The sequence below is a fragment of the Streptococcus oralis subsp. tigurinus genome, assembly GCF_002093575.1.
Lineage (GTDB): Bacteria > Bacillota > Bacilli > Lactobacillales > Streptococcaceae > Streptococcus > Streptococcus oralis_CH.
Genome location: NZ_LNVH01000001.1, coordinates 210,010 through 234,218, shown reverse-complemented (window position 1 = coordinate 234,218; position 24,209 = coordinate 210,010). Strand labels below are relative to the sequence as shown.

Annotated in this window: 27 protein-coding genes, 1 tRNA gene, 1 pseudogene and 1 riboswitch; of the genes and pseudogenes, 4 read left to right on the top strand and 25 right to left on the bottom strand. The window is 38.9% G+C overall.

Features of this window, described 5'->3' with window-relative positions; translation table 11 throughout:
* Positions 1-218: 218 nt before the first annotated feature.
* The 10 genes and pseudogenes from ATE37_RS01190 to aac(6') all read right to left on the bottom strand — a co-directional run bounded on the left by ATE37_RS01190 (position 219) and on the right by aac(6') (position 8,858).
* Positions 219-1,958, bottom strand: coding sequence for a glycoside hydrolase family 13 protein (locus tag ATE37_RS01190; RefSeq protein ID WP_084867247.1), 1,740 nt, complete (start codon positions 1,956-1,958; stop codon positions 219-221).
* 175 nt (positions 1,959-2,133) lie between these two features.
* Complete coding sequence (locus ATE37_RS01185; RefSeq protein ID WP_001086573.1) at positions 2,134-2,625, bottom strand: hypothetical protein; 492 nt, start codon at positions 2,623-2,625, stop codon at positions 2,134-2,136.
* 63 nt (positions 2,626-2,688) lie between these two features.
* Complete coding sequence (locus ATE37_RS01180; RefSeq protein ID WP_084867246.1) at positions 2,689-3,570, bottom strand: diacylglycerol/lipid kinase family protein; 882 nt, start codon at positions 3,568-3,570, stop codon at positions 2,689-2,691.
* A 230-nt stretch (positions 3,571-3,800) separates the two neighbouring features.
* Positions 3,801-4,754, bottom strand: coding sequence for a hypothetical protein (locus ATE37_RS10820; protein WP_241502089.1), 954 nt, complete (start codon positions 4,752-4,754; stop codon positions 3,801-3,803).
* 281 nt (positions 4,755-5,035) lie between these two features.
* Positions 5,036-5,662: an SAP domain-containing protein gene (locus ATE37_RS01170; protein WP_084867245.1), complete on the bottom strand. Its 627-nt coding sequence runs from the start codon at positions 5,660-5,662 to the stop codon at positions 5,036-5,038.
* Between the two features lie 104 nt (positions 5,663-5,766).
* Positions 5,767-5,894 (bottom strand): annotated as a pseudogene (locus tag ATE37_RS10970) (ADP-ribosylglycohydrolase).
* Between the two features lie 11 nt (positions 5,895-5,905).
* Positions 5,906-6,688 (bottom strand): alpha/beta fold hydrolase, encoded by a 783-nt coding sequence (locus ATE37_RS01160; RefSeq protein WP_084867243.1) that lies wholly within the window; start codon positions 6,686-6,688, stop codon positions 5,906-5,908.
* A 159-nt stretch (positions 6,689-6,847) separates the two neighbouring features.
* On the bottom strand, positions 6,848-7,585 hold the full coding sequence (locus ATE37_RS01155; RefSeq protein WP_084867241.1) for a CPBP family intramembrane glutamic endopeptidase: 738 nt from the start codon (positions 7,583-7,585) through the stop codon (positions 6,848-6,850).
* A 178-nt stretch (positions 7,586-7,763) separates the two neighbouring features.
* Positions 7,764-8,372: a Type 1 glutamine amidotransferase-like domain-containing protein gene (locus ATE37_RS01150; protein WP_000662942.1), complete on the bottom strand. Its 609-nt coding sequence runs from the start codon at positions 8,370-8,372 to the stop codon at positions 7,764-7,766.
* A gap of 57 nt (positions 8,373-8,429) precedes the next feature.
* Positions 8,430-8,858, bottom strand: a complete 429-nt coding sequence (aac(6'), locus tag ATE37_RS01145) for an aminoglycoside 6'-N-acetyltransferase (protein WP_084867239.1) — start codon at positions 8,856-8,858, stop codon at positions 8,430-8,432.
* Positions 8,859-8,899: 41 nt separating this feature from the next.
* Here aac(6') and ATE37_RS10720 point away from each other — a divergent pair, with 41 nt between their 5' ends.
* Positions 8,900-9,124, top strand: a complete 225-nt coding sequence (locus ATE37_RS10720) for a hypothetical protein (RefSeq protein WP_180382745.1) — start codon at positions 8,900-8,902, stop codon at positions 9,122-9,124.
* A gap of 88 nt (positions 9,125-9,212) precedes the next feature.
* Here the strand turns inward: ATE37_RS10720 and rlmD are convergent, their stop codons facing one another.
* The 11 genes from rlmD to ATE37_RS01090 form a co-directional block, all read right to left on the bottom strand.
* A complete protein-coding gene (rlmD, locus tag ATE37_RS01140; RefSeq protein ID WP_084867237.1) occupies positions 9,213-10,571 on the bottom strand; it encodes a 23S rRNA (uracil(1939)-C(5))-methyltransferase RlmD in 1,359 nt (452 codons plus the stop codon).
* 74 nt (positions 10,572-10,645) lie between these two features.
* On the bottom strand, positions 10,646-11,620 hold the full coding sequence (locus ATE37_RS01135) for a DUF1002 domain-containing protein (protein ID WP_001227377.1): 975 nt from the start codon (positions 11,618-11,620) through the stop codon (positions 10,646-10,648).
* 74 nt (positions 11,621-11,694) lie between these two features.
* Positions 11,695-12,309, bottom strand: coding sequence for a lysozyme family protein (locus ATE37_RS01130; protein ID WP_084867235.1), 615 nt, complete (start codon positions 12,307-12,309; stop codon positions 11,695-11,697).
* On the bottom strand, positions 12,309-13,283 hold the full coding sequence (locus ATE37_RS01125; protein WP_180382744.1) for a nucleoid-associated protein: 975 nt from the start codon (positions 13,281-13,283) through the stop codon (positions 12,309-12,311). Before ATE37_RS01125 ends, ATE37_RS01130 begins: the two co-directional genes overlap by 1 nt.
* Positions 13,284-13,290: 7 nt before the next feature.
* Entirely contained in the window at positions 13,291-14,547 is a 1,257-nt protein-coding gene (gene glyA, locus ATE37_RS01120; RefSeq protein ID WP_084867232.1) for a serine hydroxymethyltransferase, read from the bottom strand.
* 49 nt (positions 14,548-14,596) lie between these two features.
* The gene (locus ATE37_RS01115) at positions 14,597-15,028 is read right to left on the bottom strand and encodes a GNAT family N-acetyltransferase (protein WP_084867230.1); all 432 of its coding nucleotides are present in this window, start codon (positions 15,026-15,028) and stop codon (positions 14,597-14,599) included.
* 1 nt (position 15,029) lies between these two features.
* Positions 15,030-15,632, bottom strand: a complete 603-nt coding sequence (locus tag ATE37_RS01110; protein ID WP_084867229.1) for an L-threonylcarbamoyladenylate synthase — start codon at positions 15,630-15,632, stop codon at positions 15,030-15,032.
* Positions 15,616-16,452 carry a peptide chain release factor N(5)-glutamine methyltransferase gene (gene prmC, locus ATE37_RS01105; protein WP_084867227.1) on the bottom strand — a complete coding sequence of 279 codons (837 nt, stop codon included), beginning with the start codon at positions 16,450-16,452 and terminating at the stop codon, positions 15,616-15,618. The genes ATE37_RS01110 and prmC overlap by 17 nt, the downstream gene beginning before the upstream one ends.
* Positions 16,452-17,531, bottom strand: a complete 1,080-nt coding sequence (gene prfA / locus ATE37_RS01100) for a peptide chain release factor 1 (protein ID WP_001028815.1) — start codon at positions 17,529-17,531, stop codon at positions 16,452-16,454. The genes prmC and prfA overlap by 1 nt, the downstream gene beginning before the upstream one ends.
* The gene (locus tag ATE37_RS01095) at positions 17,528-18,019 is read right to left on the bottom strand and encodes a GNAT family N-acetyltransferase (RefSeq protein WP_084867226.1); all 492 of its coding nucleotides are present in this window, start codon (positions 18,017-18,019) and stop codon (positions 17,528-17,530) included. The genes prfA and ATE37_RS01095 overlap by 4 nt, the downstream gene beginning before the upstream one ends.
* Complete coding sequence (locus ATE37_RS01090) at positions 18,009-18,608, bottom strand: thymidine kinase (RefSeq protein ID WP_084867224.1); 600 nt, start codon at positions 18,606-18,608, stop codon at positions 18,009-18,011. Before ATE37_RS01090 ends, ATE37_RS01095 begins: the two co-directional genes overlap by 11 nt.
* 122 nt (positions 18,609-18,730) lie before the next feature.
* Here ATE37_RS01090 and ATE37_RS01085 point away from each other — a divergent pair, with 122 nt between their 5' ends.
* Positions 18,731-18,913, top strand: a complete 183-nt coding sequence (locus ATE37_RS01085) for a 4-oxalocrotonate tautomerase (protein ID WP_001117397.1) — start codon at positions 18,731-18,733, stop codon at positions 18,911-18,913.
* A gap of 134 nt (positions 18,914-19,047) precedes the next feature.
* Positions 19,048-20,421 (top strand): tRNA uridine-5-carboxymethylaminomethyl(34) synthesis GTPase MnmE, encoded by a 1,374-nt coding sequence (gene mnmE / locus ATE37_RS01080; protein ID WP_084867223.1) that lies wholly within the window; start codon positions 19,048-19,050, stop codon positions 20,419-20,421.
* Positions 20,422-20,467: 46 nt separating this feature from the next.
* Here the strand turns inward: mnmE and dapA are convergent, their stop codons facing one another.
* From dapA to ATE37_RS01060, 4 genes are all read right to left on the bottom strand, one after another.
* A complete protein-coding gene (gene dapA, locus ATE37_RS01075; protein ID WP_000121601.1) occupies positions 20,468-21,403 on the bottom strand; it encodes a 4-hydroxy-tetrahydrodipicolinate synthase in 936 nt (311 codons plus the stop codon).
* A 54-nt stretch (positions 21,404-21,457) separates the two neighbouring features.
* Positions 21,458-22,534: an aspartate-semialdehyde dehydrogenase gene (locus ATE37_RS01070; RefSeq protein WP_084867221.1), complete on the bottom strand. Its 1,077-nt coding sequence runs from the start codon at positions 22,532-22,534 to the stop codon at positions 21,458-21,460.
* A gap of 356 nt (positions 22,535-22,890) precedes the next feature.
* A tRNA-Thr gene (locus ATE37_RS01065) sits at positions 22,891-22,963 on the bottom strand.
* A gap of 104 nt (positions 22,964-23,067) precedes the next feature.
* A complete protein-coding gene (locus ATE37_RS01060) occupies positions 23,068-23,577 on the bottom strand; it encodes a QueT transporter family protein (RefSeq protein ID WP_000737309.1) in 510 nt (169 codons plus the stop codon).
* Positions 23,575-23,671, bottom strand: a riboswitch (PreQ1 riboswitch). Its footprint overlaps the gene before it by 3 nt.
* A 28-nt stretch (positions 23,672-23,699) precedes the next feature.
* Between ATE37_RS01060 and ATE37_RS01055 the strand changes: the two genes are divergently transcribed.
* A complete protein-coding gene (locus ATE37_RS01055) occupies positions 23,700-24,137 on the top strand; it encodes a GtrA family protein (protein ID WP_084867623.1) in 438 nt (145 codons plus the stop codon).
* Positions 24,138-24,209: the final 72 nt, after the last annotated feature.

Here is a 24,209-nt window from a genome sequence, read left to right as displayed (position 1 = left end):
ATGAGAAATGAAAACGCAATTACTATTTTCATTGGGATTCGTGGTTTATCATCAGACTGAAAATGCATGCTGATTTTTTCTATAGCGTATTTTGTCTTGGCAGAGGAGAAAAATTCATCTATCAACTCTGTGAATCCGACGATGGCAGTATAATCTGTGACAAGTAAAAAAAGACTGCACGAATCACCCATTCATTACAGTCTTTTTAATCATATTCTTTATCGAATGACAAAACCTTTAGGCAAAATCACCAGTTGCTGTTCCAATTCTTGACAATGACTAGAAAGCGCTACAGCATCACTATATACAAGATAATTTTCAGTTGATTGGTTAAAAATAGCTTGGATTTTTTGTCCATCATAATCCCATGCCAGAGATACCACATTTGGCTTGATTTCTTGCAGTCTATAGGTCCCGTGCTGGATTATATCTGAGACACTCTTGCGAAGCTGAATCAATTTCTTCATAAAATTAAGCATGTCATTACTGTCTGAAACACGTTCCCAAGGCATGACACGACGACAATCTGGATCTGGTCCTCCATCTAACTCCAACTCCGTTCCATAGTAGAAACACGGTGTCCCCCTTTGTAGAAAGAGGCAAGCAAGGGCAGACTTAACGAGTTGAACATCTCCCTTGGCAGTAGCCAAAATGCGCTCCGTATCATGCGAATCCAAGAGATTGAACATCACTTCCGAAATCTGTTGTCTATAGTACATAGACTGGCTTTTGATCTCATTGATGAATTGAGGTGACTTCTTAGTCCCTCGCAAGAAATAATCCTTGATGCTGTCGGAGAGAGGATAATTCATGACTGCGTGGAATTCATCGCCGTTTAACCAAGGCTGTGAAGTGTGCCAGACCTCTCCAAGAATATAAAGATCAGGCTTTTTAGCCAAAACAGCCTTACGGAAATCTCTCCAAAATTGGTGGTCTACTTCATTTGCCACATCCAGTCGCCAAGCATCGATATCAAACTCTTCAATCCAGTAGGTCGCAACGCTCAACAAATAGTCCCTCACTTGAGGATTGGCCGTATTTAGCTTGGGCATATAGCTGGCAAAGGCAAAGGTATGGTAAGGGAGTTTTCTAGGGTTTCCCAGCTTATCCTTAGTCACGGGAAATTCTTGAACATGGAACCAGTCTTTATACTCCGACTTTTCACCATGCTTGAGAATATCCTGCCACTGAGGAGACTGATCCCCGATATGATTGAAAACAGCATCCAGCATGATTTTCATGCCTCTCTGATGGGCCTCCTTCACCAGTTTACGGAAGGTTTCCTTATCTCCAAAATGACGATCAATTTCGAAATAATCCGTCGTATTATACTTGTGATTGCTTGGGGATTCAAAAATCGGACAGAGATAAAGACCTGTAATGCCCAAGTCCTGCAAGTAATCCAGATGGTCAATAATGCCTTGTAAATCACCACCAAAGAAATCGCTCGTCTTTGGCTTGATAGAGAAATCCCAAGCTAGCGCACCTTCAGATGAAATCCCAGGGTTCCCATTAGCAAAACGTTCTGGGAAAATCTGATACCAAACTGTATTTGCTACCCAGTCAGGAACATGGCAAGCATCAACCTCATGGATGTACGGAATTTTAAAGCCATTTCCTTCATAATGAAGGTTTTCTCGCGTATTTTCAACACATCCCTTATCGCCATAGAAAATACTCTGACCTTGCTTATCCTTGAGTTCAAAGAGATATTGGAGTCGCGCATAGCCAACCGTAACTTCCACTTGCCAGTAATCAAATAAGGCATCAGAAGTCACTTTGACCATCGCCTTGTTTGCTTCATAGTGGTCCTCTAAAAAGATAAAAGTGTCTCCATAATGCAAGTTGATGCTTTCAATATCATCTTTCTTAGTCCGGATACGCATGTGCATTATCTTATCTTTATAAAGATAGGCATACTCCGACTCTGGTCTATGGTAAATTGCTGTTAATTCCACTGTTTTGTCTCCTAATTAACTTGAGTTTATTTGCGACGCAAACGTTTTCATAATTGTGATTCTAGTATACTACTTTAAAATTTTATTTTCAAGGCTTGTCCATAGTTTCGAGTGGATTGTTTTTGAGAATAAAAAAGCAGTAAGTCTCAATACCTACTACTTTCTGAATGATGATTTACAAATGCCTTTCCAGCCACTCTATCTTTTTAAAATCCTTATTGTTATTGTGGTCATTTCGATAGGAATCTTGGGAAGAAGCTTTGTAAATGCTTAAATACTGTTCTAAACTTGGAACACGAAACGTGATGTCCTCGAGATGAATCAACTCTATATCTGATTCTGAAACTCCTGCAAAATCTGGTAATGAATTGATACTTCCAAATTCAACGCTCACGCCATCTTTTTGGAATTCATGCTCGTGAATATCTACCAAGGTATATCCTAAGAGATTCATCACTTTCAATATCTTGTCCCAGTCATAAATCCTGAGATGATCAGGCGCTTCCCAGCCTCTAGGATCTCCAGAGACATGAATGTCAATGTCAGACGGCTCCCATTCTTCATTTGAACGGTATTCAAAACCCAAAGACCCCATGAGCGTCGGAGTGATTCCGACTTGGTTTAAATGAGAACAAATTGTTCGAAATTCATCAAATAGAGAATTCATTCCTCCTCCAATCTTTGATATGAAACCAGTTTTAACAGTGAAAGACAAACTAACTTCTACTTTCTACTCTTTCGGTTGTGAAAAGACTTCAATATGCTGGCCTAGCACCTTAATCTCTACAGGTAAATTATCCGACTTATCGCCGTCAACATCTGACTCCAATTCACTATCTGAAGAGATTTTAATAGTACGCGCTCTGATATACTCAATATTATCATTTCCGACAACATCCCCTTTTAGTAAATCTGGAATGACAGATAATTTAGAGAATATTGAAGCATCTTTTAGAATCAAAATATTGGCATATCCGTCCTTGTTTTCTTCAAAGATTTTCTTATCAGCGAAGTAATTTGTCAAAAGGACCAAAACATGACTTGCTTCACCATCATAATTTCCATTTTCTGTCTCAATCTTAATGTTAAAGACCTGATCCGTCATCACAGACTTCATGGTATTTACAGCATAGGCTAAAATACCGAATTTTGTCTTGTCCTCGATCTCCACATTGTGAATCGCCTCAGGCAGAGAACCGACACTAAAGATATAACCAAAATAATTGTCATTTGCTTTACCGATATCAATCTTATTGGTTAAATTAAAATCGAGTTCATCAATCGCGCCATCGATGTCTTGATTGATTTCCAACAGTTTCGTAATGAGGTTGCCTGTACCGCCAGGGATAATCCCTAACTTCGGAGTGTAGTCTCTCTCAGCAATACCCGAAATGACTTCATTGACAGTCCCGTCTCCACCGAAAACAACCACTGCATCGTACTGCTCACGAGACGCTTCCTCAGCAAAATGTGTCGCATCCAGCGCTTTTTCGGTAATTTTGGTTTCCACATGCTCAAAATAATCTTTTGCCTTATTCTCCAGCTTAACCTTATAATCCAAAGCCTTTTCCCCACCAGAGGTAGGGTTAATAATTAACATTGCTTTTTTCATTGATTTTCTCCTTGAATTTTAAATAGAAATGTTAGAGTTGCTATATATTTCATTACATATAATGCTATTATATAATGAAAACTCAGAAAAAAGAACTTTGACGTACTGGGCATTAATTTATAAAAACATAGACAACGAGTTTACTGTGAATTTCGAGCATATAAAACATAGTTTAAAGTAAAGATTATCAGATAATATCAAACGATTGGCGCTAGAATATTAACGATTATCTAAAATAAAGAAAGCATTTTATTAATCTGTTTGCCATTAAATCCAGCTTGCGCGAAAATCTCTTTAAAAATTTCTTTTACCTCATCCTTCTCTTTCTTCTTCCAATCCCCATGAAATTTATTCTCGATTCGGTAACTTCTTTGAATAATCACTTTTACATGATTGATTAAAAATTCTTTTGCTAATTTATTATTATTTTTTTGAAGATTTATCATATTCTCATTGTTTAGTGAAGAAATGTTCGGTATACAATTAGCTGGATGAAGATTTGGATCAGATTCTCGTACAATATACTTAATGTTTAAAGTATTCTTTTCAAAACAATCTTCAAAATAGTAATCTGTGATGAATTTGTTTAGATTTTCTCCCCAGTTTTCTTTAATCCAATTCCTCCAGTTTTGATGGGGACCACCTTTATGACAATTAATTATTATATTCATTTTCCAAAGCCAGTTATCTGCTCCATAACTTCCAGGGATGAAACTTTCCACCACTGGCATCATATTTCCACACCAATAGTAAACAATAGCAAAAGCTTTAAAATAAGGTTGCAAATCATGTGGTATTTCTATATAATCTTTTAATATCCCGTCTTTTATCTCTTTACCACCTCTTAAGCAAGTTTCAACTTTTGCAATTCTTTCACAAGGTAACCTAATTGAAGTAAGGATATCAGCCGTAAGTGCTATACCTTTCGATTTATTGACAAGTAAATGAGCTCCCTTATATTCTGATTCTGATTTTTCTTTATATGCTTCAATCTCTTTATCATTCTTTAATTTATTATATTTATTAACTGAGTTTTGAAACTTAATAATCTCCCAATCATCTTTCTCATAATAAGGATACTTTTTATAAAAATCCATTGCCTTTTTACGTACTTCAAATTCACAATTGACATTATCACTATCTGTAATATTTACTTTATTAATAAAATCAGTTACTTGTATCATAAAATACCCTCCATATTTTTTTATTATATAAATCCGTTTTAAAGGACAAATAGATGTGTGTAAATTTACACTAGCTCACTACTTACTCCGTCTTCAGAAAAAATATCCTTGACTTGCTCAAAATTGCTTAAAATGATTGTCGCTTATTTTAAACTTAGATACTGCTTTAATTCAGCTAAGTCAGCAGCAAACAAATCAAAAGGTTTTAAATCCTCTAAATTATAAAACAAGACATGTATAATAGCTAGTTAAAAATTCAGATTTTCAAAACAAAGGCACTTCTATTGAACTACCTTGCCATACTCTTTTATTTTATCAGCATATTCGGTCAAAAGATTTTTTGAATAAATTTTTTCATTACTTGAATTTCTAACTTCTTTCCAAAGAATAGAAGCTACTTTTAGTTTATTCGAATAATTGCCACTATTTTCGTCTGCACAGAAATCCTTTAGAAATTGATTCCATTGACAAACCGAATGATCATACTTGGCATAATCTGAATTTCCATAATAAACTTTTAGCATATCTTGGATTGTAAAACTCAAATCATTTTCTCTTTTTACTTTTCTCCAAGCAGTCGCCATATCGGCAGTAAACTTAAAGGGCGAAACATCTGTTAAATTTGAGAAATATTCTCTAAAGTGTACATTAAAGGAGAATCCACATTCAAGCAAGGGCGTATTTAAGGTAAGGACTTCTACTCTTTTCTTTTTGTTTTTTACTGATGATTTTTTAATCAAAATCCCCTTAAAGTACTGCTCAATAATATCATTAAGTTCCTGTTTTGTCCCTCTATATTCAAGCCCTAATGACTTGCATATCTGTGAAAGTTCTTCCCGATACCAATAGTATTTACTAAACTCATCAAAGGATGAGATTTTTTCAAACATAGGTCTGCTTTCTGTCAATATAACACCTCCTTAAAGCCAATTTAGGCTGTCATCTCAAAATAATGGAGTTTTAGTTTCTTTATTTTGAGAATTAACTACGTTTCACTAACAAACTCACACACTCAGCGGTTCGAACTTACCGTATCATCAGAGAGAAACATTCCTCACAAAATAAAGGAAAATCCTTCGTTTTGATATTGTTTCATTCGTAAACAGAACCTACAATGTCTCCAATAATTGCCCCTAGCATGGTATTCCTCCTTATGGCATATCAGATTCATTACACATTTCTAATGAATCACTCTTTAAAAATGGCACCACCAAATCAATCCACTCATAAGGCAAGTAAGCTGATAAATAGCCGTGGTTATAGCCCTTTGCTTCATACAAAATTGTATTTGAATGTAACTGATGAAATAATTTCGCTGATTCTTTCACACAGTTCAATTCTTTTTCACCATAGATATACAGAACCTGTGCCTTGCTAGCAGAAATCATATTTTTCAGCTTGTAACATCCCATATAGCTTTTGTAAATGGTCACCAATGTTTTGACAGGCGTCCTTGGCAAATCCTCTGGATAAGTCAGTTTAGGATAGAGTTTGTTCATCATGCTTAACTGAAGTTTGCAAGAGAATTTATTGAACATCAACTTACCAAATAGAGACACTAGAAAGATGCTGATTTTAGCTAACCTTGGTTGAGGAATACAGAGGCTTCCGTCTATGATGGCCTTCTTAGCAATTTCACTGTCTAAAGACAAAAGCTCCATGGCAATTTGACCACCAAGTGAAACACCACCGATTGCAAACAATTTCCCATCACAGTTTGCTTTGATATAGTCTAGAATCTCCAAAGCAGAATCTTCAGTAGAAACATAATCAAGTTGATATTCCTCGCCGTGGCCATTCAAAGTTGGTAGAATAATACGGTATTCTTTTGACAAGATTCGTGCTTGACGAAGATAATTCCACCAAGAACTACCACCACCATGTATCAGTAAAATAGGAGGCAAATTCTTATCACCAAATTCATGGAATTTCATGTTTAAACTCCTTACTGTAGGACTTTCACTAGATAAATACTTGTTAAATCAGTTTGAACAAGCAGTGATGCCTCATCAAATAGAAAAGTCTCTAACATTGATTATCTAGAATGACCATACGTTACTTTCAATAATTAATATACTAATCTAAAGTTAAAATTACTTTTCCTTACTAATTCTATTACTCGCCAATATCGTATAAATCAAATAACCAATAAAAATGATAATAAAAATAACATTAATTTTTAACACAAAATAGAGATTTAACAAATTTGCGAACGCATGAAATAATACACAGTATCCCACAGATTTCGTTTGACGGTAAAGAAGCCCTAAAACAAAACTTAAAAATAATGTATATATAAAAAATAAAATAAAAGGAAATTCTTGATGACTTTCTCCAACTATAAACCATAAAGGCAGATGCCATATTCCCCAAATTGATCCTACAATCAAATTAGATTGCCAATAAGTATATTTTTTATCAAGTAATGGTTGTAATATTCCTCTCCATCCTAATTCTTCATGTCCACCACCAAAAAAAATTAGTTGTATAAAGAATAATGGCATCAGATAAATTGATACTCCGTTTAATTCTAAGGAAGATACAGAAAATAGTATCAAAATTGCTAACATATGATAAATGAAATAAATACTGCTATTTTCTATCTTATTAAATAAAAAATGTTTAAATTTTATATTATTACTTTTTAAATAAAAGCCACTTGCAATAGCTGGTCCAAGTGCACCAACTATATGTAATATTCTTCCTATAAATGTCTCTAATCCCAAAATATAAGATTGTGTAAATATGGCAAGAAGCCCCCAAGATATATAAGTAATTCCAAATGTAAAACAAAGATAATTTTTTAAATTCCTTTTATCAATTTCTGTCATTTTTTCCTTCCTAATCTTGATTATTTTATGAATAATATTTTTACTGCTTCTTAGTTGCTATCGATTATAACTACCTATATTCTATCATAAAAACACAAAAAAGCCTTACAATCAAGGCTTTTCACTATTTATTTCGTCAATACTTTAGTTTCGTAGATTCAGATTCGCATGATTAAAACTAGTCAATTTTCTCAATAATGTTTCCAAGTCTATCCAATACAAGACAGGAATGATCATTTAGTGGAATTATGGGAACACTGACGAGTTCTTCTGCTCTATCCTTATTAGCTTTATCATTCCAGGAATCATAATGGACACTAATTAAAAACTGACTAAAGAGTCCTAATCCATTTTTTATCTTTATCTGATGATCTGAATTATCATTAGGTGAGACATAGACTTTTTCTCCTAATAATAGGGCTCCTGCAGAAAATCCTATAACTTTTGCCCCTTTATTAAGCATATGATCGATATAATTTTTGAACTCCTGATTGACATAAGTAGCTATATATTTTTCCGTATTTCCTCCACCAATGATGATTAGATCAGCATCTAAATAGCTATCAAAATCAATCTGCTCAGTGTCCAAAAGTAAGTAATCAGTGTTTAGATTAGGAAATTGACTTTGGAAAACTTCCGTGTACTTTTTCATATAGGGTTGCCAATTATCTCGAAAAACTGTAAAAATAACAATTCTTTCAATCTTGCTTGATAATACAATTTTATCAACAATGCTATATTTCGTTATTGGGGGATTCCCACCCATCAAAAAAATTTGTTCTTTCAAGTTAACACACTTTCTAAAGAGACATAAAATTTAAACAAGTTTATTCACGTTTCTAAATTATAATTTCTTCTTAAAGTGAATAATTCTATTTGCCTCCTGAAATCCAATATTGAGATGAAATCTTATAGAATCCGTATTCGTTAAAGTACAGTCACTTGCAAATTCCTTACATCCTTTATTTTTCGCCCATTCCTCACATTTTGTACAGAGATTTTTAGCAATATTCTTTAAACGATATTCCTCGTCGACAATAATCCCTTCTAAGAATCCAACAGGACTATATTTACAACCTTCAACATAATCAAATCTGAGTGAACATAGTGCTAGACCTACAATTGTGTCACCTTCAACTTCAGTAAAGATTGCAGTATTTTTGCCATTCGTATATTTTTTTACTTCATCAAAAGCTTCTTTAACGGTCAATTGGGACCATAATTGTTTTATTAATTTAGCCGTTTTTATAGAATCTTTTGTTATTCCATCCATATTGATGTTCCTCCGCAAATTACAAGCAAATGTTTCGAATCATGCTGTTACTTTGTTACTCATTGATTGATACCAATACCATCCCCTTCTACTTTTCGACTGTCTCAGATCGGAAGAGCAGAGCCATGCACTCAGCGGTTCGGACTTACCGTATCATTTCGTCGGTTTCCCTCCTCATTCTACGAATCCTATCCCATGGGCGGAGCATCTACTCCTACTTCGCTGATGCCTCAGCTTGTACAAGCAGTGATACCACCTCAACATGATGCGTTTGTGGGACTCAAAAGGTAAGGGGAGTTCAAAGCTTCAGTGGAGCTTTGAAGCATCTCGCCTTGAAATGTAAAAGCGAGATGTTTAGCTTCGTTTCTCTAACAAACTTACACACTCGACGTGATGCGTCTGTGGGAATAAGTCCACCGGCTGGACTTTCTTCAATTCATAGCCTAATTCTTGGTAGAGTTTGATATCACGCGCCATGGTTGCCACATTACATGAAATATAAGCGATGCGGTCTGCTCCTGTTTGAGCGCTTGCCTTGATAAAGCTTTCAGTGAGTCCTTTTCTCGGTGGGTCCACTAATATAACACTTGGTTGAATACCTTCCTTGAGCCAATTCTTCATGGCATTTTCTGCTGTGTCACAGACATAGTGGGCGTTTGAAATATTGTTGAGTTGAGCATTCTTCTGGCTATTCTCAACTGCTTCTGGGATGACCTCAACTCCATAGACTTCTTTAACATGCTTGGCAACGGACAATCCAATCGTTCCAATACCAGAATAAGCGTCAATCACCACATCATCTTCTCTTAACTCCGCAAAGTCAATAGCTGTTTGATAAAGTTTCTCTGCCATTTCTGTATTGACCTGGTAAAAGGCTGGCCCAGATATTTGAAAGTCATTTCCCAACATCTGGTCCGTAATATAGTCTTGACCATAAAGAGTCTTCCACTCCTTGCCGAAAATCGCATTGGTATTTCGGTCGTTGATATTTTGCATGACAGACACAATCTCTGGGAACTGCTTGATAAGTTGTTCAATCAACTGTTCCACTCGGAAAATTTTAGGACGTGTAGTCACTAAGATAACCATGATTTGTCCGGAATAGTGCCCGCGACGCACCACAAGATTTCGAATCAAGCCAGACTGTTCCTTTTCGTCATAAGGTTTTAAATCAAAACGACGAAGCAAATCTCGAAGGGCTACTATGACTTGGTCAATGACAGGATCCTGGATAAAGAAATCTTCAAGGGGCATGAGGTCGTGCGAATTCTTACGGAAAAAGCCAGTTTCCAAGATACCATTCACTCGACGAACGGGCACCTGTGCCTTATTTCGATACTTGACCGGATGTTCCATGCCGAGCGTTTCAGCGACCTCTACTTCTGTAATACCAGCAATCTTGTAGAGACTGTCTTTGACTTGCTTGGTTTTAAACTTGAGCTGCTCTGGATAGGCAAGGTGACCTAGATCCGCAATTCCTGAACGCAGGTAAGCCAGATCTAGATCTTGATTACGGTGTGGTGACTGGATAAGGTATTCTTCCACTTTCCCAAAGCCAATCTTTTTATTGATTTTGAGGACACGCATGAGGATTTTCTCAGTTGGTAGAGCATTTTCTACAAAGAAAACCAAACCTTCTATCTTAGCAACCCCTGCACCTTCATGAGTCAAATCAACAATTTCAACTTCTACAATATCATTTTTCTTTAACATATTTTTCACTTTCTATCGGCCGACAAAAAAAGACGGCAACATTTCTGTTACCATCTATTATATCATGAAATGACCTAAGCACCAAAACTCTTGAAGAAGTTGACAATCGCTTGCCAAAGGGAGCTAAAGAAGTTGCCCCCGTCTTCTAGCGCTTTATTGGCATCAAAGTTGAGATTGATATTTTTAAAACTATCTCCAGCTTGGGAAACAATACTTTCCTTGAGGTCATTTAGGGTTTTAGTGAAATCAGCATTGTTCAAAATGTCACTCTTTGAGAGGTTGAGTGCAAAATTGATGATGATATTGACCTGGTTTCCTGTTATAACCTGATCGAGTTTGTAGTTTTTTAGCGTGTCTTCAACGATTTTGCGGACATCTTCTTCTGTCAGATTGCCTTTGGCTTCTTTTGCCTTTGCGATTCCTGCCTTGATATCTGCCAAAGCGACATTGAGTTTATTGGCATCGTAGCCTGATTTGTCCTTGTTTTCAGCATTAATATCGGATAAGGCTTTTAGCTCCTCTTGGGCCAAGTCTTTATTGGCTTGCGGTACTTTGGCACCATTGGCCTCTAACGAGTAGTAAATCCCTGCTAGGGCGCTCTCTCCTGTAACTGGAATGGGTGCTGCAACTGTGATTTTTGCATGCTCCACTCCCAGCGTCACTGCTGCGTTACGGTACATATCCTGCGTCACCTTGGTGATATTTTCAGGCGTTTCAATCTTGACTTCTAGAGGCGACTTATCCCCCAGCTTTTGAATCTTGGCTGATGAATAGAGCTGTAGACTAGCATCATTAGCCACATTCATAATTTTCGAATAGATATCCGGTGTCATTGTTTTGATATCTTTGGTGTCTTTTGAAGCGTCATAGCCAAGTTTGCTAAGAGTTTGATTTTTCTGGTCTTCAGATAGAGAAGAACCTAGAACATATTCAGGTTGTACATAGGTTTCATCGATTACTTTTTGAACATCGGTTGCTGCGTGGACGCTTGTCATAGCTGTTGCAGCCCACAATACTGCAGCACTTGTTAGAAAGAATTTCTTTCTCATGGGATATTCCCTCCTTTACCTTTCTAGATTAATAAAACAATCTTAAAGAAAACTTATAGCAAAAAACACCTGGTCTAGCTAGATGTTGAAAAGAAAGTGAAACATTTTATGATGTAAAGATTTAGTTGTACCTGTCTAGAATAGTAATAGTTTCCACCATTTACATAGAGTTCAGCTCCGTGAAAGATAGAAATAGGGTGAATATAACTATAGGTCTTTCCAGTGGTATTGCCAAGGATTGGGGCAACAGTATCACGGGAATAACGCTTGGCCAGTGCTAGCGTATTTTTCTTGCCATTCTGAGCGATAAAGTCGATATAGGCAGGTCCAAAATTATAGGCTTGAACAGCGGTCCAGACATCTACCCCCTTGCTCTGAGCCAGATAGAGGTTATCTGTTAGAGTTTGAATACCTTGACGAATACTAGAGGCATTATCATTGATAGTGTTGGTTGAACCACTTGCAGACTCACTAGACTGCATGACATCCCCTTCTTTTCCCTTCGTTTCGGTATAAATCATAGCGAGCACAAGCTCTTCATTTGCTGGAGTATCTTTTTCACTCAAGATTTCTCGAACCATGGGTTGATAAGTCATGACTTGTTTGACGTCTTGGTGAACTCGGTAAACTTTATAACCAGCAAAAAGGAAGACTGCTAGCACTAGCATTCTTCGTATAAATTTAAACATTATTTACTTTGAATATCCTCAATATTTTTGATTAAGATAGAATAGGTTCCATTGTCATTTTGAATAAACTCAACAGACTCCGCATCTTGATAGACGTTATTAGGAACGATGAGCTCAATTCCATTTGACAAGGAGAGTTTTTGATTTTCAAATTTCTTGAGCTGACGACTGGCATCAATTTCATCAAACTGGACTGGTTCTGGTACGGCCTCCTTGACTTGGTCGATAAAGCTCAAGCGAGCTGTCAGATTGTTATCAAAAAGGTCATTAGCCAATTTTTCAGGTGACAGTTCATTGCTTTCTTCCAGATTGTTGAAAATCGCTGATTTGACCTTGGATTGAAATTGGAAGTCATCTGTGTTAAAGGACTCTGCAATTCTCTGGGCCGTTTTTTCCAGTTCCTTGATGGATTTCTTGGGTGAAATCTTAGGAGCAACGTTCAAGAGATTATCTGAAAAATAGTTCAAGAAAGCCCCGTTGTACTTGATACGTTTCTCGATGAGGTGGTACTTGCGACTTTGAAGATTAACCACCAAGGCCTCATCAGCCCCCGTTCCAAATCCAGGCAAGTTATTCTGAGTTAGCTTGATTGGATTATCAACTTCTCCACTGAGGTGGGTCAAGGTCTCACGTAGAGCAATTCGCAAGAAAGCGAAATGTTCAATACCTTCTTTAGAAAACTGAACAAAAACCAAGTCATTGGTCTTGAGATTTTCAGAAATACTAAACTCCTCTTTCCAGAGATTAGCCAGTGTTACTGATGTCTCCAACAAATCGTCTGTGATGTGATTGAAGAAGGGATTTTCTTCTTCGAAAATCCCAGTCTTGGCTTCATCTGAATACACGCGTTCGATTTTTTTGCGTAAGTATTCTTCGATTTTTGGAGTGATATTGAGAAACTTATCCGCTAGAAACAGCTCGGTATCATCCGGGCTGAACTGATGGATAATAGCTTTCTTAATATAAATGTCCATAAAAGTATTAGTCCTCGTATAGTGGGAAGGCATCTGTCAACGCTTTGACTTCACTTCTCACTTCTTCTAAGACAGCTTCATTTTCTGCATTTTTAAGAGTTTTAATGATGAGTTCAGCCACTTTACGGCTTTCTTCTTCACTAAATCCGCGTGCAGTGATGGCTGCAGAACCGATACGAATCCCACTTGTCTTGAATGGTGACAAGGTTTCGTATGGAATTGAGTTTTTATTTAGGGTAATATTGACTTCATCCAGCAAGTTTTGAGCAACTTTTCCGTTTTCTACAACCTTAGTTACATCCACTAGGAAGAGGTGATTTTCAGTCCCTCCAGAAATGATACGGAAATCAGGATCTTGCAAGAAGACTTCCACCATAGCTTTGCTGTTTTTGATGACATTAGTAGCATATTCCTTAAAAGCTGGATCTAAAACTTCTTTGAAGGAAACCGCCTTAGCAGCGATAACATGCTCCAAAGGACCACCTTGAATACCAGGGAAAATAGCTGAGTTGATTTTCTTAGCTAGGTCCTCATCATTTGTCAAAATCAAACCACCACGAGGTCCACGAAGGGTTTTGTGGGTCGTTGTTGTCGTGATATGAGCGTATGGTACTGGGCTTGGATGAAGACCAGCTGCAACCAAACCAGCGATATGGGCCATATCGACCATAAGCTTAGCCCCAACAGCATCTGCGATTTCACGGAATTTAGAGAAATCAATAATGTGAGAATAGGCTGAAGCGCCCGCTACGATTAGTTTTGGTTTGACTTCTTGGGCTTGTTTCAAGATAGCATCAAAGTCCAAAAGTTCCGTTTCAGGATCCACACTATAAGACACAAAGTTGTATGTTTGACCAGAGAAGCTAACTGGAGCTCCGTGGGTCAAGTGTCCACCTGCTGCCAAATCCATCCCCATAACGGTATCACCTGGCTCAATCAAGGCCATGTAAGCCGCACAGTTGGCTTGGCTTCCTGAGTGAGGTTGGACATTGGCAAATTTAGCACCGAAAATTTCTTTTGCACGTTCAATAGCTAGAGTTTCTACCACGTCTACTACATCAGTTCCACCATAGTAACGGCGACCTGGGTAACCCTCGGCATATTTGTTTGTCAAGATAGACCCTTGAGCTGCCATAACAGCCTTGGAAACCACGTTTTCCGAAGCAATCAACTCGATGTTATTTTGTTGGCGTTCTTCTTCTTTGGCAATAGCATTCCATAGATCAGCATCGTATGCTTTAAAATCGTCTTTGTCAAAAATCATAGGTCTTCTCCTTTATAGTGTGACTGGTCCTTTAGTTTAAGAAAATATACTAAAAGATGCGAATAAACCGTTTCTGCACTTTATCACAAGTATAACCAACTTTTTCATAAAATGCATGAGCTCCCAGACGATGATCAGCAGAGTTTAAGCGGATAAACTCATAGCCCCGTCTTTTTGCTTCTTGATCCAACCCTTGCAGTAAGCTTTTACCGATGCCTCGTCCTTGTGCTTGAGGCGAAACCGCTAAGCCTAAGATATTAAATCCTGCTTTGGAATAGAGGGATTCGTAAACCTCGGCATGGACATATCCAAGTAGGACATGACTAGCTGCATCCTCATAACCAAGTAGGAAATGATGTGAATCCTGAGATAATCTAGCTAGTTGACTAGCTGTGTCCTGTGGACTAAAAGAGTAGCCCAAAGCCTCTTGGTTAATCTCACATATAGCATTCACATCTGTTTCTTGCAAATCTCTAAGCATCTCATTCCTCCTCAAAAGAAATCTCTGGCAACTGTGCAAGAATATCTTCTCGCTTAATCGCTCCTTGGCGCAAGATTTTCACCTTGTCTCCAGACAAATCCAAAATAGTCGAATCCTGTCCAGTTAGAAAAGCGTCGTCCTCCCGACCCAGAACCTCTTGATCAAAATCCTCTAGAATTTGATCAAAGGTCACTCCACTTGCCTGACCTGAAATATTGGCAGACGGCCCAATCAAAGGACCTGTCTCTCGAATCAAATCCAGTGTAATGGGGTGACTCGGCATCCGAAATCCCACCGTTGAAAGACCAGAATTGACCCAAAAGGGAACTCTGTCATTAGCTTCGAGGATAATGGTCAAGGGACCCGGTAAAAAATTCTCTACAAGTTTTTGTAGATAAGTTGGCTGGTTCTTTGAAAAGTGCAAGATGTCCCCTAGAGAAGCGACATTAAGATTGAGTGCCTTATCTCTGGGACGACGTTTGAGTTGGTAAACATGGTCGACAGCTTTTTCGTCTAAGGCCTTAGCAAAGAGACCATAAACTGTCTCTGTAGGCAAAACGACAGCTCCGCCTTTTTCCAACTCTTGTTTAATCCTGTCCATCATCAACTACAACCATCCTATCTTGACCAAATTGGTCTTTGAGTGTTCGTACTCGTTTTTCAGGAAGATGTTTCCTAAAAGGCACAGGAACACTTTGACCTTGCTTGTATCCAATTTCAAGGTAAATCTTACCACCATCTTTGAGATAGTCTTTTGCATCTTCCGCAATTCTGCGGTAAATAGCTAGGCCATCCTCATCTGCAAAGAGAGCTAGATGAGGTTCCGAATGCAAAACATTCAAACCGATCTCTGACTCATCTTCACGAGAGATATAGGGTGGATTGGATACAATTATATCATATTTTTCAGAAATTTCTGCAAAACAATCAGATTTTTTAAAAAATATATTAAGATTTTGATTTTTAGCATTCTCTGATGCAAGCTCTAAGGCATCTTGGGAAATATCTGCTGCTGTCACTGACCAATCTGGTCTGTTTTTAGCTAATCCAAGAGCTATGGCGCCACTTCCAGTCCCGATATCTAGAATCTTAAGACTTTCCTCAGCATTTTCTGCCAAGATGAGCTCCACCAACTCCTCTGTTTCTGGACGAGGAATCAAAACCCGCTCATCTACTTTTAACTGCATTCCAAAGAAATCTGCGTGACCAATGATATACTGAGCTGGTTTATGGGACGCTAACTTCTGGAAAATTTCTTCTACAAATTGTTTTTCGGCCTCTGTTACCTCTTGCTGAAGGGTAAAAACAAAGTCCGTAAAAGAGAGATTTTTCAGGCTACGATAGACAAAAGAGAGGCTTTCTGCTTCCTCTCCTTGCCTTATCAACTCTTCTTCAAAATCTGAAAATAATTGAGCTAATTTCATTATTTGTTTAATTCTTCTAATTTTTGTGTTTGGTCATAAAGAACCAAAGCATCCACAACTTCATCCAATTTACCGGATAAAATCGTATCTAGTTTTTGGAGGGTCAAGCCAATACGGTGGTCTGTGACACGGTTTTGAGGGAAATTATAAGTACGAATACGTTCTGAACGGTCACCAGTTCCGATAGTAGACTTACGCTCGGCGTCTTGTTCATCTTGGGCAATCTGTGCGAAGTGGTCAGCAACACGCGCACGGATGATTTTCATAGCTTTCTCACGGTTTTTCTGCTGGGTACGTTCTTCCTGCATCTCAACCTTGATATTGGTTGGCAAGTGAACGATTCGAACGGCAGTCGCAACCTTATTGACGTTCTGTCCACCAGCACCTGATGCGTGGTAGATATCAACACGAAGGTCTTTTGGATCAATATCGTATTCTACTTCTTCCACTTCAGGCATGACAAGGACTGTCGCTGTCGAAGTATGTACACGGCCTTGGCTTTCTGTCACAGGGACACGTTGCACACGGTGGGCACCAGACTCATACTTGAGTTTAGAGTATACAGACTGACCAGAAACCATGGCAACCACTTCTTTGAAACCACCGACACCGTTCATAGAAGCTTCCATGACTTCAAAGCGCCAGCCTTGGGCTTCCGCATATTTTTGGTACATGGTTAGCAAATCCCCAGCGAAGAGCGCTGCTTCGTCTCCACCAGCCGCTCCACGGATTTCAAGGATGATGTTCTTATCATCGTTTGGATCCTTTGGAAGGAGCAAAATTTTCAATTTTTCTTCATATTCTTCTTTTTCAGCCTTGGCATCTTTGAGCTCTTGCTTGGCCATTTCTTCCAAATCCGCATCTCCACCTGATTCCTTAATCATTTCTTCGGCATCGACGATGTTTTGAAGGACTTGTTTGTACTCACGGTAGGCTGTTACCGTGTCACGAGTGGAAGCCTCTTCTTTTGAAAGCTCCATGAATCGCTTGGTGTCAGAAACGACATCAGGGTCACTCAGCAATTCTCCTAACTCTTCATAACGGTCTTCTACAGCTTGTAGTTGATCATAGATGTTCATTTTTTCTCCTTATTCTCAATTGTTAAATCATAGATTGCTACTACTTCGTTCTCAAATATTTCCCCAGTTTCTTTAAATCCATAACTGAGGTAACAAGATCTTGCATGTTCATTTTCTGGTTCATAAGACAACCAAAGTTTATTGCCTAAACCTGCTGGCGCTGTCCGAACATAGTCCAGCACTTTATCCATAATTGGTTTAAAATATCTTTGATTTTGAAAATTCTTATCAATCATAAAACGAAATAGTAAATAATTTCCACTACTGATTCCGATCTTTTTATCATAAGCTATCATCACAAAACCTATAATTGCATCATTATCATAAACTGCCAATGGAGCTACAAAATCTCCATTTTTAGTGTAGACATATGCTTCAGCTAAACTAATTGCGTTGGTTGCAATGAATTGTTTTTGATATTCCTTGACATCCAAATTCAAAACATCAAAATAATTTTCCATTGCAACATCTCTTAGTTCAATTGTCATAGTTGTGCTCCTTGTTAGATGTTATCATTGGCGCAAAATAATGTTTACGGCAAACCGAGATATAGGTTTCATTACCACCAATTTGAATTTGTTCGCCATCATAGACTGGCACACCATCATGCGTACGCAACACCATAGTCGCCTTTTTCTTACAGTACTGACAGATGGTCTTGATTTCTTCAATCTTGTCTGCTAAGAGCAAGAGGTATTTGGAACCTTCGAATAGTTCATTTCGAAAGTCATTCTTCAAACCAAAAGCCATGACAGGTATGTCTAACTCATCAACAACACGAGCTAGGTCGTAAACGTGGTGACGCTTGAGAAACTGGGCCTCATCGACTAGCACACAGTATGGTTTCTCAGGTAAGTCTCGGATATAGCCGAAGATATCCGTCGTTTCCTCAATCGCAATGGCTGGGCGTTTCATGCCGATTCGGCTCGACACATAGCCAACACCGTCACGCGTATCCAGAGCAGAAGTCATAATCACAACTCCCTTTCCTTGCTCCTCGTAGTTATAGGCCACCTTGAGAATCTCAATCGTCTTACCAGAGTTCATGGTCCCATAACGATAATACAACTGTGCCATGCTTCTATTTCACGTCCATTTCTAAATTTTTGCTACATTCTAGTATATCATAATTTTCTGAAGCTTTAAACGGCAAAATGTGGTAAAATAGAAGAAATCAAAAACTAGTGGAGGAAGCTATTATGCCATTTGTACGCATCGATTTATTTGAAGGTCGCACGCTCGAGCAAAAGAAAGCTCTTGCTAAGGAAGTAACGGAAGCTATTGTCCGCAACACTGGAGCACCTCAATCTGCTGTCCATGTTATCATCAACGACATGCCAGAAGGGACTTACTTCCCACAAGGAGAAATGCGCACCAAATAAGCTAGCTTAAGCAGAATTGCTTAGGCTTTTTCAATCTCCAAGTAGCATCCATTGAAGAAATAGTCTAATTTTGTTACAATTTGAAGAGATGCTTGGATACCTATCCTAAGAAAAGAAATACAAAAGGAATTAGTATGATTACACATGAATTTGATACCATTGCTGCTATCTCTACTCCACTAGGTGAAGGAGCCATTGGTATTGTCCGCTTGAGCGGAACTGACAGTTTTGCCATTGCGCAAAAGATTTTTAAAGGAAAAGACTTGAGTAAGGTTGCCAGCCATACTCTTAACTACGGTCACATCGTTGACCCTCAAACTGGTAAGGTTATGGACGAGGTTATGGTTGGGGCCATGAAATCTCCAAAGACCTTCACTCGTGAGGACATTATCGAGATTAACACCCACGGTGGGATTGCGGTGACCAATGAGATTCTCCAGCTAGCTATCCGTGAAGGAGCTCGGTTGGCAGAACCTGGTGAATTTACCAAGCGCGCCTTTCTAAACGGTCGTGTGGATTTGACACAGGCTGAGGCGGTGATGGACATTATCCGCGCCAAGACTGACAAGGCTATGAACATTGCAGTTAAGCAACTAGATGGTTCCCTTTCTGATCTTATCAATAATACTCGCCAAGAAATCCTCAATACACTTGCCCAAGTTGAGGTCAATATCGACTATCCTGAGTATGATGATGTTGAGGAAGCTACCACTGCTGTTGTCCGCGAGAAGACTATGGAGTTTGAACAATTGCTAACCAATCTCCTTCGAACAGCTCGGCGTGGCAAAATCCTCCGTGAAGGAATTGCCACCGCCATCATCGGTCGTCCCAACGTTGGGAAATCCAGTCTTCTCAACAATCTCCTTCGTGAAGACAAGGCTATCGTAACGGACATCGCTGGTACCACCCGTGATGTCATCGAAGAATACGTCAACATCAATGGTGTTCCTCTCAAATTGATTGATACAGCCGGTATTCGGGAAACAGATGATATCGTGGAACAAATCGGTGTTGAGCGTTCGAGAAAAGCCCTCAAGGAAGCTGACTTGGTACTACTAGTGCTAAACGCTAGTGAGCCTCTAACAGCCCAAGATCGACAACTTCTAGAAATCAGTCAGGACACCAACCGCATTATTATACTTAATAAAACTGATCTTCCTGAAGCGATTGAAACTTCAGAACTCCCTAAAGATGTCATCCGCATTTCCGTTCTTAAAAATCAAAACATCGATAAGATCGAAGAGAGAATCAACAACCTCTTCTTTGAAAATGCTGGTTTGGTCGAGCAAGATGCCACTTACCTGTCTAATGCCCGTCATATTTCCTTGATTGAAAAGGCCGTTGAAAGCTTACAAGCTGTTAACCAAGGTCTTGAACTGGGGATGCCAGTTGACTTGCTTCAAGTTGACTTGACCCGTACTTGGGAAATTCTCGGTGAAATCACTGGAGATGCCGCACCTGATGAACTCATTACCCAACTCTTTAGCCAATTCTGTTTAGGAAAATAAGCAAAATCCATGATCGTTCTTGCGGTCATGGATTTTATTGTTTTTATTAGTAATCTGGTCTAAGGACACCTGTTACGGTTGCCTTAGTTGCTTCGTAGTCGCCATCTACGACAACTTTGATAATGCGTTTGGCATCTTCTTCTGGTGCTGGAACTAGAGGCAGACGAGTTGGACCGGCTTCAAATCCCATGTAGTTCAAAACTGCCTTAACTGGAGCAGGACTTGGATAAGAGAAGAGGGCATTGACCTTAGGAATGAATTTACGTTGAATAGCTGCCGCTTTTTTCATGTCGCTTTCTGCAATGGCAGTGAGCATCTCGTGCATCTCATCTCCATTTGTATGGGAGGCAACAGAAATAACCCCATCCGCACCAAGGTTCATGGCATGAAAAGCATCTCCGTCCTCACCTGTATAAATCAAAAATTCTTCTGGCTTGTGCTCAATCAAGTAAGCCATATTAGCCAAGCTAGTACATTCTTTGACACCGATGATATTTGGATGGTCAGCCAAACGAAGCATAGTTTCTGGAGTTAATTCCACTACTACACGCCCTGGGATGTTATAGATGATAATAGGTAAGTCAGAAGCATCTGCAATCGCTTTAAAGTGCTGATACATGCCTTCTTGAGAAGGTTTGTTGTAGTATGGTACGATCGCAAGCCCAGCAGCAAAACCACCAAAGTCTGCTACTTCTTTGACAAACTCGATCGAGTCACGTGTATCATTGGTACCTACACCTGCAATCAAAGGAACGCGTCCATTGACAATCTTTTGTACAGCTGCAAAGAGTTCCAACTCTTCATCGTGGGTTAAAGTTGGACTCTCAGCAGTCGTTCCAGCTAGAAGAATGCCGTCTGTGTGATGGGCCAATAAATGCTCAATCAAGGCTGGAATGGCATCAAAGTTGATAGAACCATCCTCATGGAAGGGGGTAATAAAGGCCGTGATGATTTTACACTCTTTTAAATCTTGATAAGACATGAAAATACCTCTCTATTCAAAGAAGGAGTTCATCTGAACTCCTAAACGATATGACTATTTTAATTCAAATTTCAATTCAGCTGTTGGACGAACCAATCCACGTTCGTGAAGAGTTTCTGCAATCTGAACTGAATTCCAAGCAGCACCTTTGAGAAGGTTATCCGAAACAACCCACATGTGGATTCCTTTTTCAGCGTCCAAGTCTTTACGGATACGACCAACAAAAGTATCACGCGAACCCACTGCATTGACAGCTTGAGGATAGATTTGGTGCGCTACGTCATCCTCAAGAACAGCACCTGGGAAGGCTGCGATGGCTGCTTTCACTTCTTCGATTGGTGCCACTTCTTTTGTTTCGATATAAACAGATTCAGAGTGAGCTGACAAGACTGGAATACGTACACAGGTTGCAGACACTGCGATGCTATCATCTTCCATGATTTTCTTCGTTTCCTTGGTCATCTTCATCTCTTCATAAGTGTAATCATTGTCCGTGAAGACATCGATTTGTGGAAGAGCGTTAAAGGCGATAGGGTAGTGTTTCTTGTCACCGCCTGAAGGCAAGATTTCCGCATGCAAATCACGTGGTTTCACACCATCATTCAAGACTTCACGAAGTTCACGTTGTGTTTCAAGAATCGCTCCCATACCAGCACCTGAAACAGCCTGATAAGTTGAAACGATGATGCGGTCCAAGCCCCATTTTTGACGAACGGGTTCAAGCGCCACCATCATTTGGATTGTTGAACAGTTAGGACAGGCAATAATCCCGTTGTGGGCATCAAGTGCGTGAGCGTTTACTTCTGGAACAACCAAGGGTACATCTGGGTTTTGACGGAAATAAGATGTGTTATCTACTACTACCGCTCCAGCTTGAACTGCGTATGGTGCATACTTAGCTGATGTCGAACCACCTGCTGAGAAAAGTGCAATATCAACACCCTCAAAAGCTGTCTCAGTCGTTTCTTCAATCGTAATATCTTGGTCTTTAAATTTCAAAGTCTTGCCTGCTGAACGTGCAGAAGCAAGTAAACGGATTTTATCAATTGGAAGTGTTGATTCTTCCAACATTTTTATCATCTGAGCTCCGACAGCACCTGTCGCGCCGACTACAGCAACTGTATATCCCATAAATAACCTCTTTCGGAATTTTCTAAAAATTTCTATAATAGATGTATTATACTACTTTTTACAGAAATTGAAAAGTATTTTTAGACTATATTTTCTGAAAACTAAAAATCCCTAGTCATTGACCAGGGACTAAGAGGCATCTTCATGTGATGAGCAGGTTCACACAACTCATCAAGGTCCGCTCCTGCGTTATGACCTCCTTATGCTCAATAGTAGTCCGAAGACTACCTATCGACTCATCGCAACTACTATTCTACTAGATAGAGTCACTTTTGTCAACTGCCAAAACTCTTCGCTTCATTTATACAAGTGTACAAGAAAAACCTTGGTTTCCCAAGGTCATTTCGTTTCTATCATGCTAATTGCCGGGATTGAACCGGCGACCTCATCCTTACCATGGATGCGCTCTACCAACTGAGCTAAATCAGCTTACCTAAAAAGTATACTATAGTTCCTAGTTCTTGTCAAGCGCTCTCTTTTAATTTATGGAATGAAAAAAGCTAGATTTATCAAGAATCTAGCTTATAAACTTCTTATCTTGTTAGATCGATTCGGCGTCCTAATTTTCCGATTAAAATAGCACCTACGATGAGTGATGCAAACTCACCAATTCCCGTAGAGAACCATGTAAAGAAGAATGGAGCTTCTGCAACAATATAGAGTTCTGCTGCAATGGTAATCATTGAAATAGAGAAGAGGATTGAAAAGAAGAAATGATCCTTTCGAATCAAACCATTAAACAGATAGTCTTTCTTGTACTTGCTAAAGAGCCATACACCTAGGCTTAGGAAAACTAGGGTAGAGCCCCCACCGACAAAGACATCTATTGGACCAAAGCTAAAGAAATTTGCAATCATACAACCAATCGTCACACCAATGATATATTTAGGATTGTAAAAGGCTAAGAAATTCATCATCTCTGAAATACGGAACTGGTAGGCGCCGTAGCTAATGGCATTCAGCGGTGGGGTGATGGTCAAAACCACATAAATAGCAGCGACAATAGCGATATCTGCCATATCACGAACAGTTAATTTTTTCATGTTTTCTCCTTTGGCGGTTTCCCGCGTAAAATATGCTTGGTGAAAGAAGCTAAGCACCAAGGGTTGAGATTATCAACCTTACCAGTATAGCACAATATAGGACTTTATGCTATACTAAAACCATGAAAAGAATAATAAAGGCTTTCTTCGATAACGAAATCCTCTCCTACCTATTTTTCGGTGCTGCTACTACTCTGGTTTCTATCTTATCGCGTTTGGTTATTTACCACATCAGCCACCAGGAAATCCTGGCAACCGTACTCGCAAATCTTATCGGGATTCTCTTTGCCTTTTTTACAAATGATACAATCGTCTTTAAACAAGAGAGAAGAAATTGGTCAACTCGCCTGGCTAAGTTTTTCTTAGCTCGTCTCTCTACACTTGGACTTGACGTTCTTTTAACTTATATCTTCGTTACAACTTTTCCTAATGTTATTGGTCAGTTTGTCGAATATAATATAGATAGGGTTAATACGGTTGAAACCATCCTAGCACAAATCTTGATTATTGTGCTTAATTATATTTTCAGTAAAATCTATATTTTTAAAAAGAGCAACTGATCTCCTTAAGCATCCAGGTTGCTTTTTGTCATAATTTAGGATATAATTAGTTAGAAAATTAGGAAAGGAAAT

Bases quoted from the DNA above. Each gene is read 5' to 3' on its own strand.
- ATE37_RS10720 (WP_180382745.1), top strand. From the start codon at position 8,900: ATGCTGTTACTTTGTTACTCATTGATTGATACCAATACCATCCCCTTC.
- glyA (WP_084867232.1), bottom strand. From the start codon at position 14,547: ATGATTTTTGACAAAGACGATTTTAAAGCATACGATGCTGATCTATGG.
- ATE37_RS01135 (WP_001227377.1), bottom strand. From the start codon at position 11,620: ATGAGAAAGAAATTCTTTCTAACAAGTGCTGCAGTATTGTGGGCTGCA.
- ATE37_RS01060 (WP_000737309.1), bottom strand. From the start codon at position 23,577: ATGAAAAAATTAACTGTTCGTGATATGGCAGATATCGCTATTGTCGCT.
- ATE37_RS01070 (WP_084867221.1), bottom strand. From the start codon at position 22,534: ATGGGATATACAGTTGCTGTAGTCGGCGCGACAGGTGCTGTCGGAGCT.
- ATE37_RS01110 (WP_084867229.1), bottom strand. From the start codon at position 15,632: ATGATGGACAGGATTAAACAAGAGTTGGAAAAAGGCGGAGCTGTCGTT.
- prmC (WP_084867227.1), bottom strand. From the start codon at position 16,452: ATGAAATTAGCTCAATTATTTTCAGATTTTGAAGAAGAGTTGATAAGG.
- ATE37_RS01155 (WP_084867241.1), bottom strand. From the start codon at position 7,585: ATGACAGAAATTGATAAAAGGAATTTAAAAAATTATCTTTGTTTTACA.
- mnmE (WP_084867223.1), top strand. From the start codon at position 19,048: ATGATTACACATGAATTTGATACCATTGCTGCTATCTCTACTCCACTA.
- ATE37_RS01115 (WP_084867230.1), bottom strand. From the start codon at position 15,028: ATGCTTAGAGATTTGCAAGAAACAGATGTGAATGCTATATGTGAGATT.
- ATE37_RS01125 (WP_180382744.1), bottom strand. From the start codon at position 13,283: ATGGACATTTATATTAAGAAAGCTATTATCCATCAGTTCAGCCCGGAT.
- ATE37_RS01160 (WP_084867243.1), bottom strand. From the start codon at position 6,688: ATGAAATTCCATGAATTTGGTGATAAGAATTTGCCTCCTATTTTACTG.
- ATE37_RS01185 (WP_001086573.1), bottom strand. From the start codon at position 2,625: ATGAATTCTCTATTTGATGAATTTCGAACAATTTGTTCTCATTTAAAC.
- prfA (WP_001028815.1), bottom strand. From the start codon at position 17,531: ATGAACATCTATGATCAACTACAAGCTGTAGAAGACCGTTATGAAGAG.
- ATE37_RS01130 (WP_084867235.1), bottom strand. From the start codon at position 12,309: ATGTTTAAATTTATACGAAGAATGCTAGTGCTAGCAGTCTTCCTTTTT.
- ATE37_RS01180 (WP_084867246.1), bottom strand. From the start codon at position 3,570: ATGAAAAAAGCAATGTTAATTATTAACCCTACCTCTGGTGGGGAAAAG.
- ATE37_RS01055 (WP_084867623.1), top strand. From the start codon at position 23,700: ATGAAAAGAATAATAAAGGCTTTCTTCGATAACGAAATCCTCTCCTAC.
- ATE37_RS01085 (WP_001117397.1), top strand. From the start codon at position 18,731: ATGCCATTTGTACGCATCGATTTATTTGAAGGTCGCACGCTCGAGCAA.
- ATE37_RS10820 (WP_241502089.1), bottom strand. From the start codon at position 4,754: ATGATACAAGTAACTGATTTTATTAATAAAGTAAATATTACAGATAGT.
- rlmD (WP_084867237.1), bottom strand. From the start codon at position 10,571: ATGTTAAAGAAAAATGATATTGTAGAAGTTGAAATTGTTGATTTGACT.
- dapA (WP_000121601.1), bottom strand. From the start codon at position 21,403: ATGTCTTATCAAGATTTAAAAGAGTGTAAAATCATCACGGCCTTTATT.
- ATE37_RS01095 (WP_084867226.1), bottom strand. From the start codon at position 18,019: ATGACAATTGAACTAAGAGATGTTGCAATGGAAAATTATTTTGATGTT.
- ATE37_RS01090 (WP_084867224.1), bottom strand. From the start codon at position 18,608: ATGGCACAGTTGTATTATCGTTATGGGACCATGAACTCTGGTAAGACG.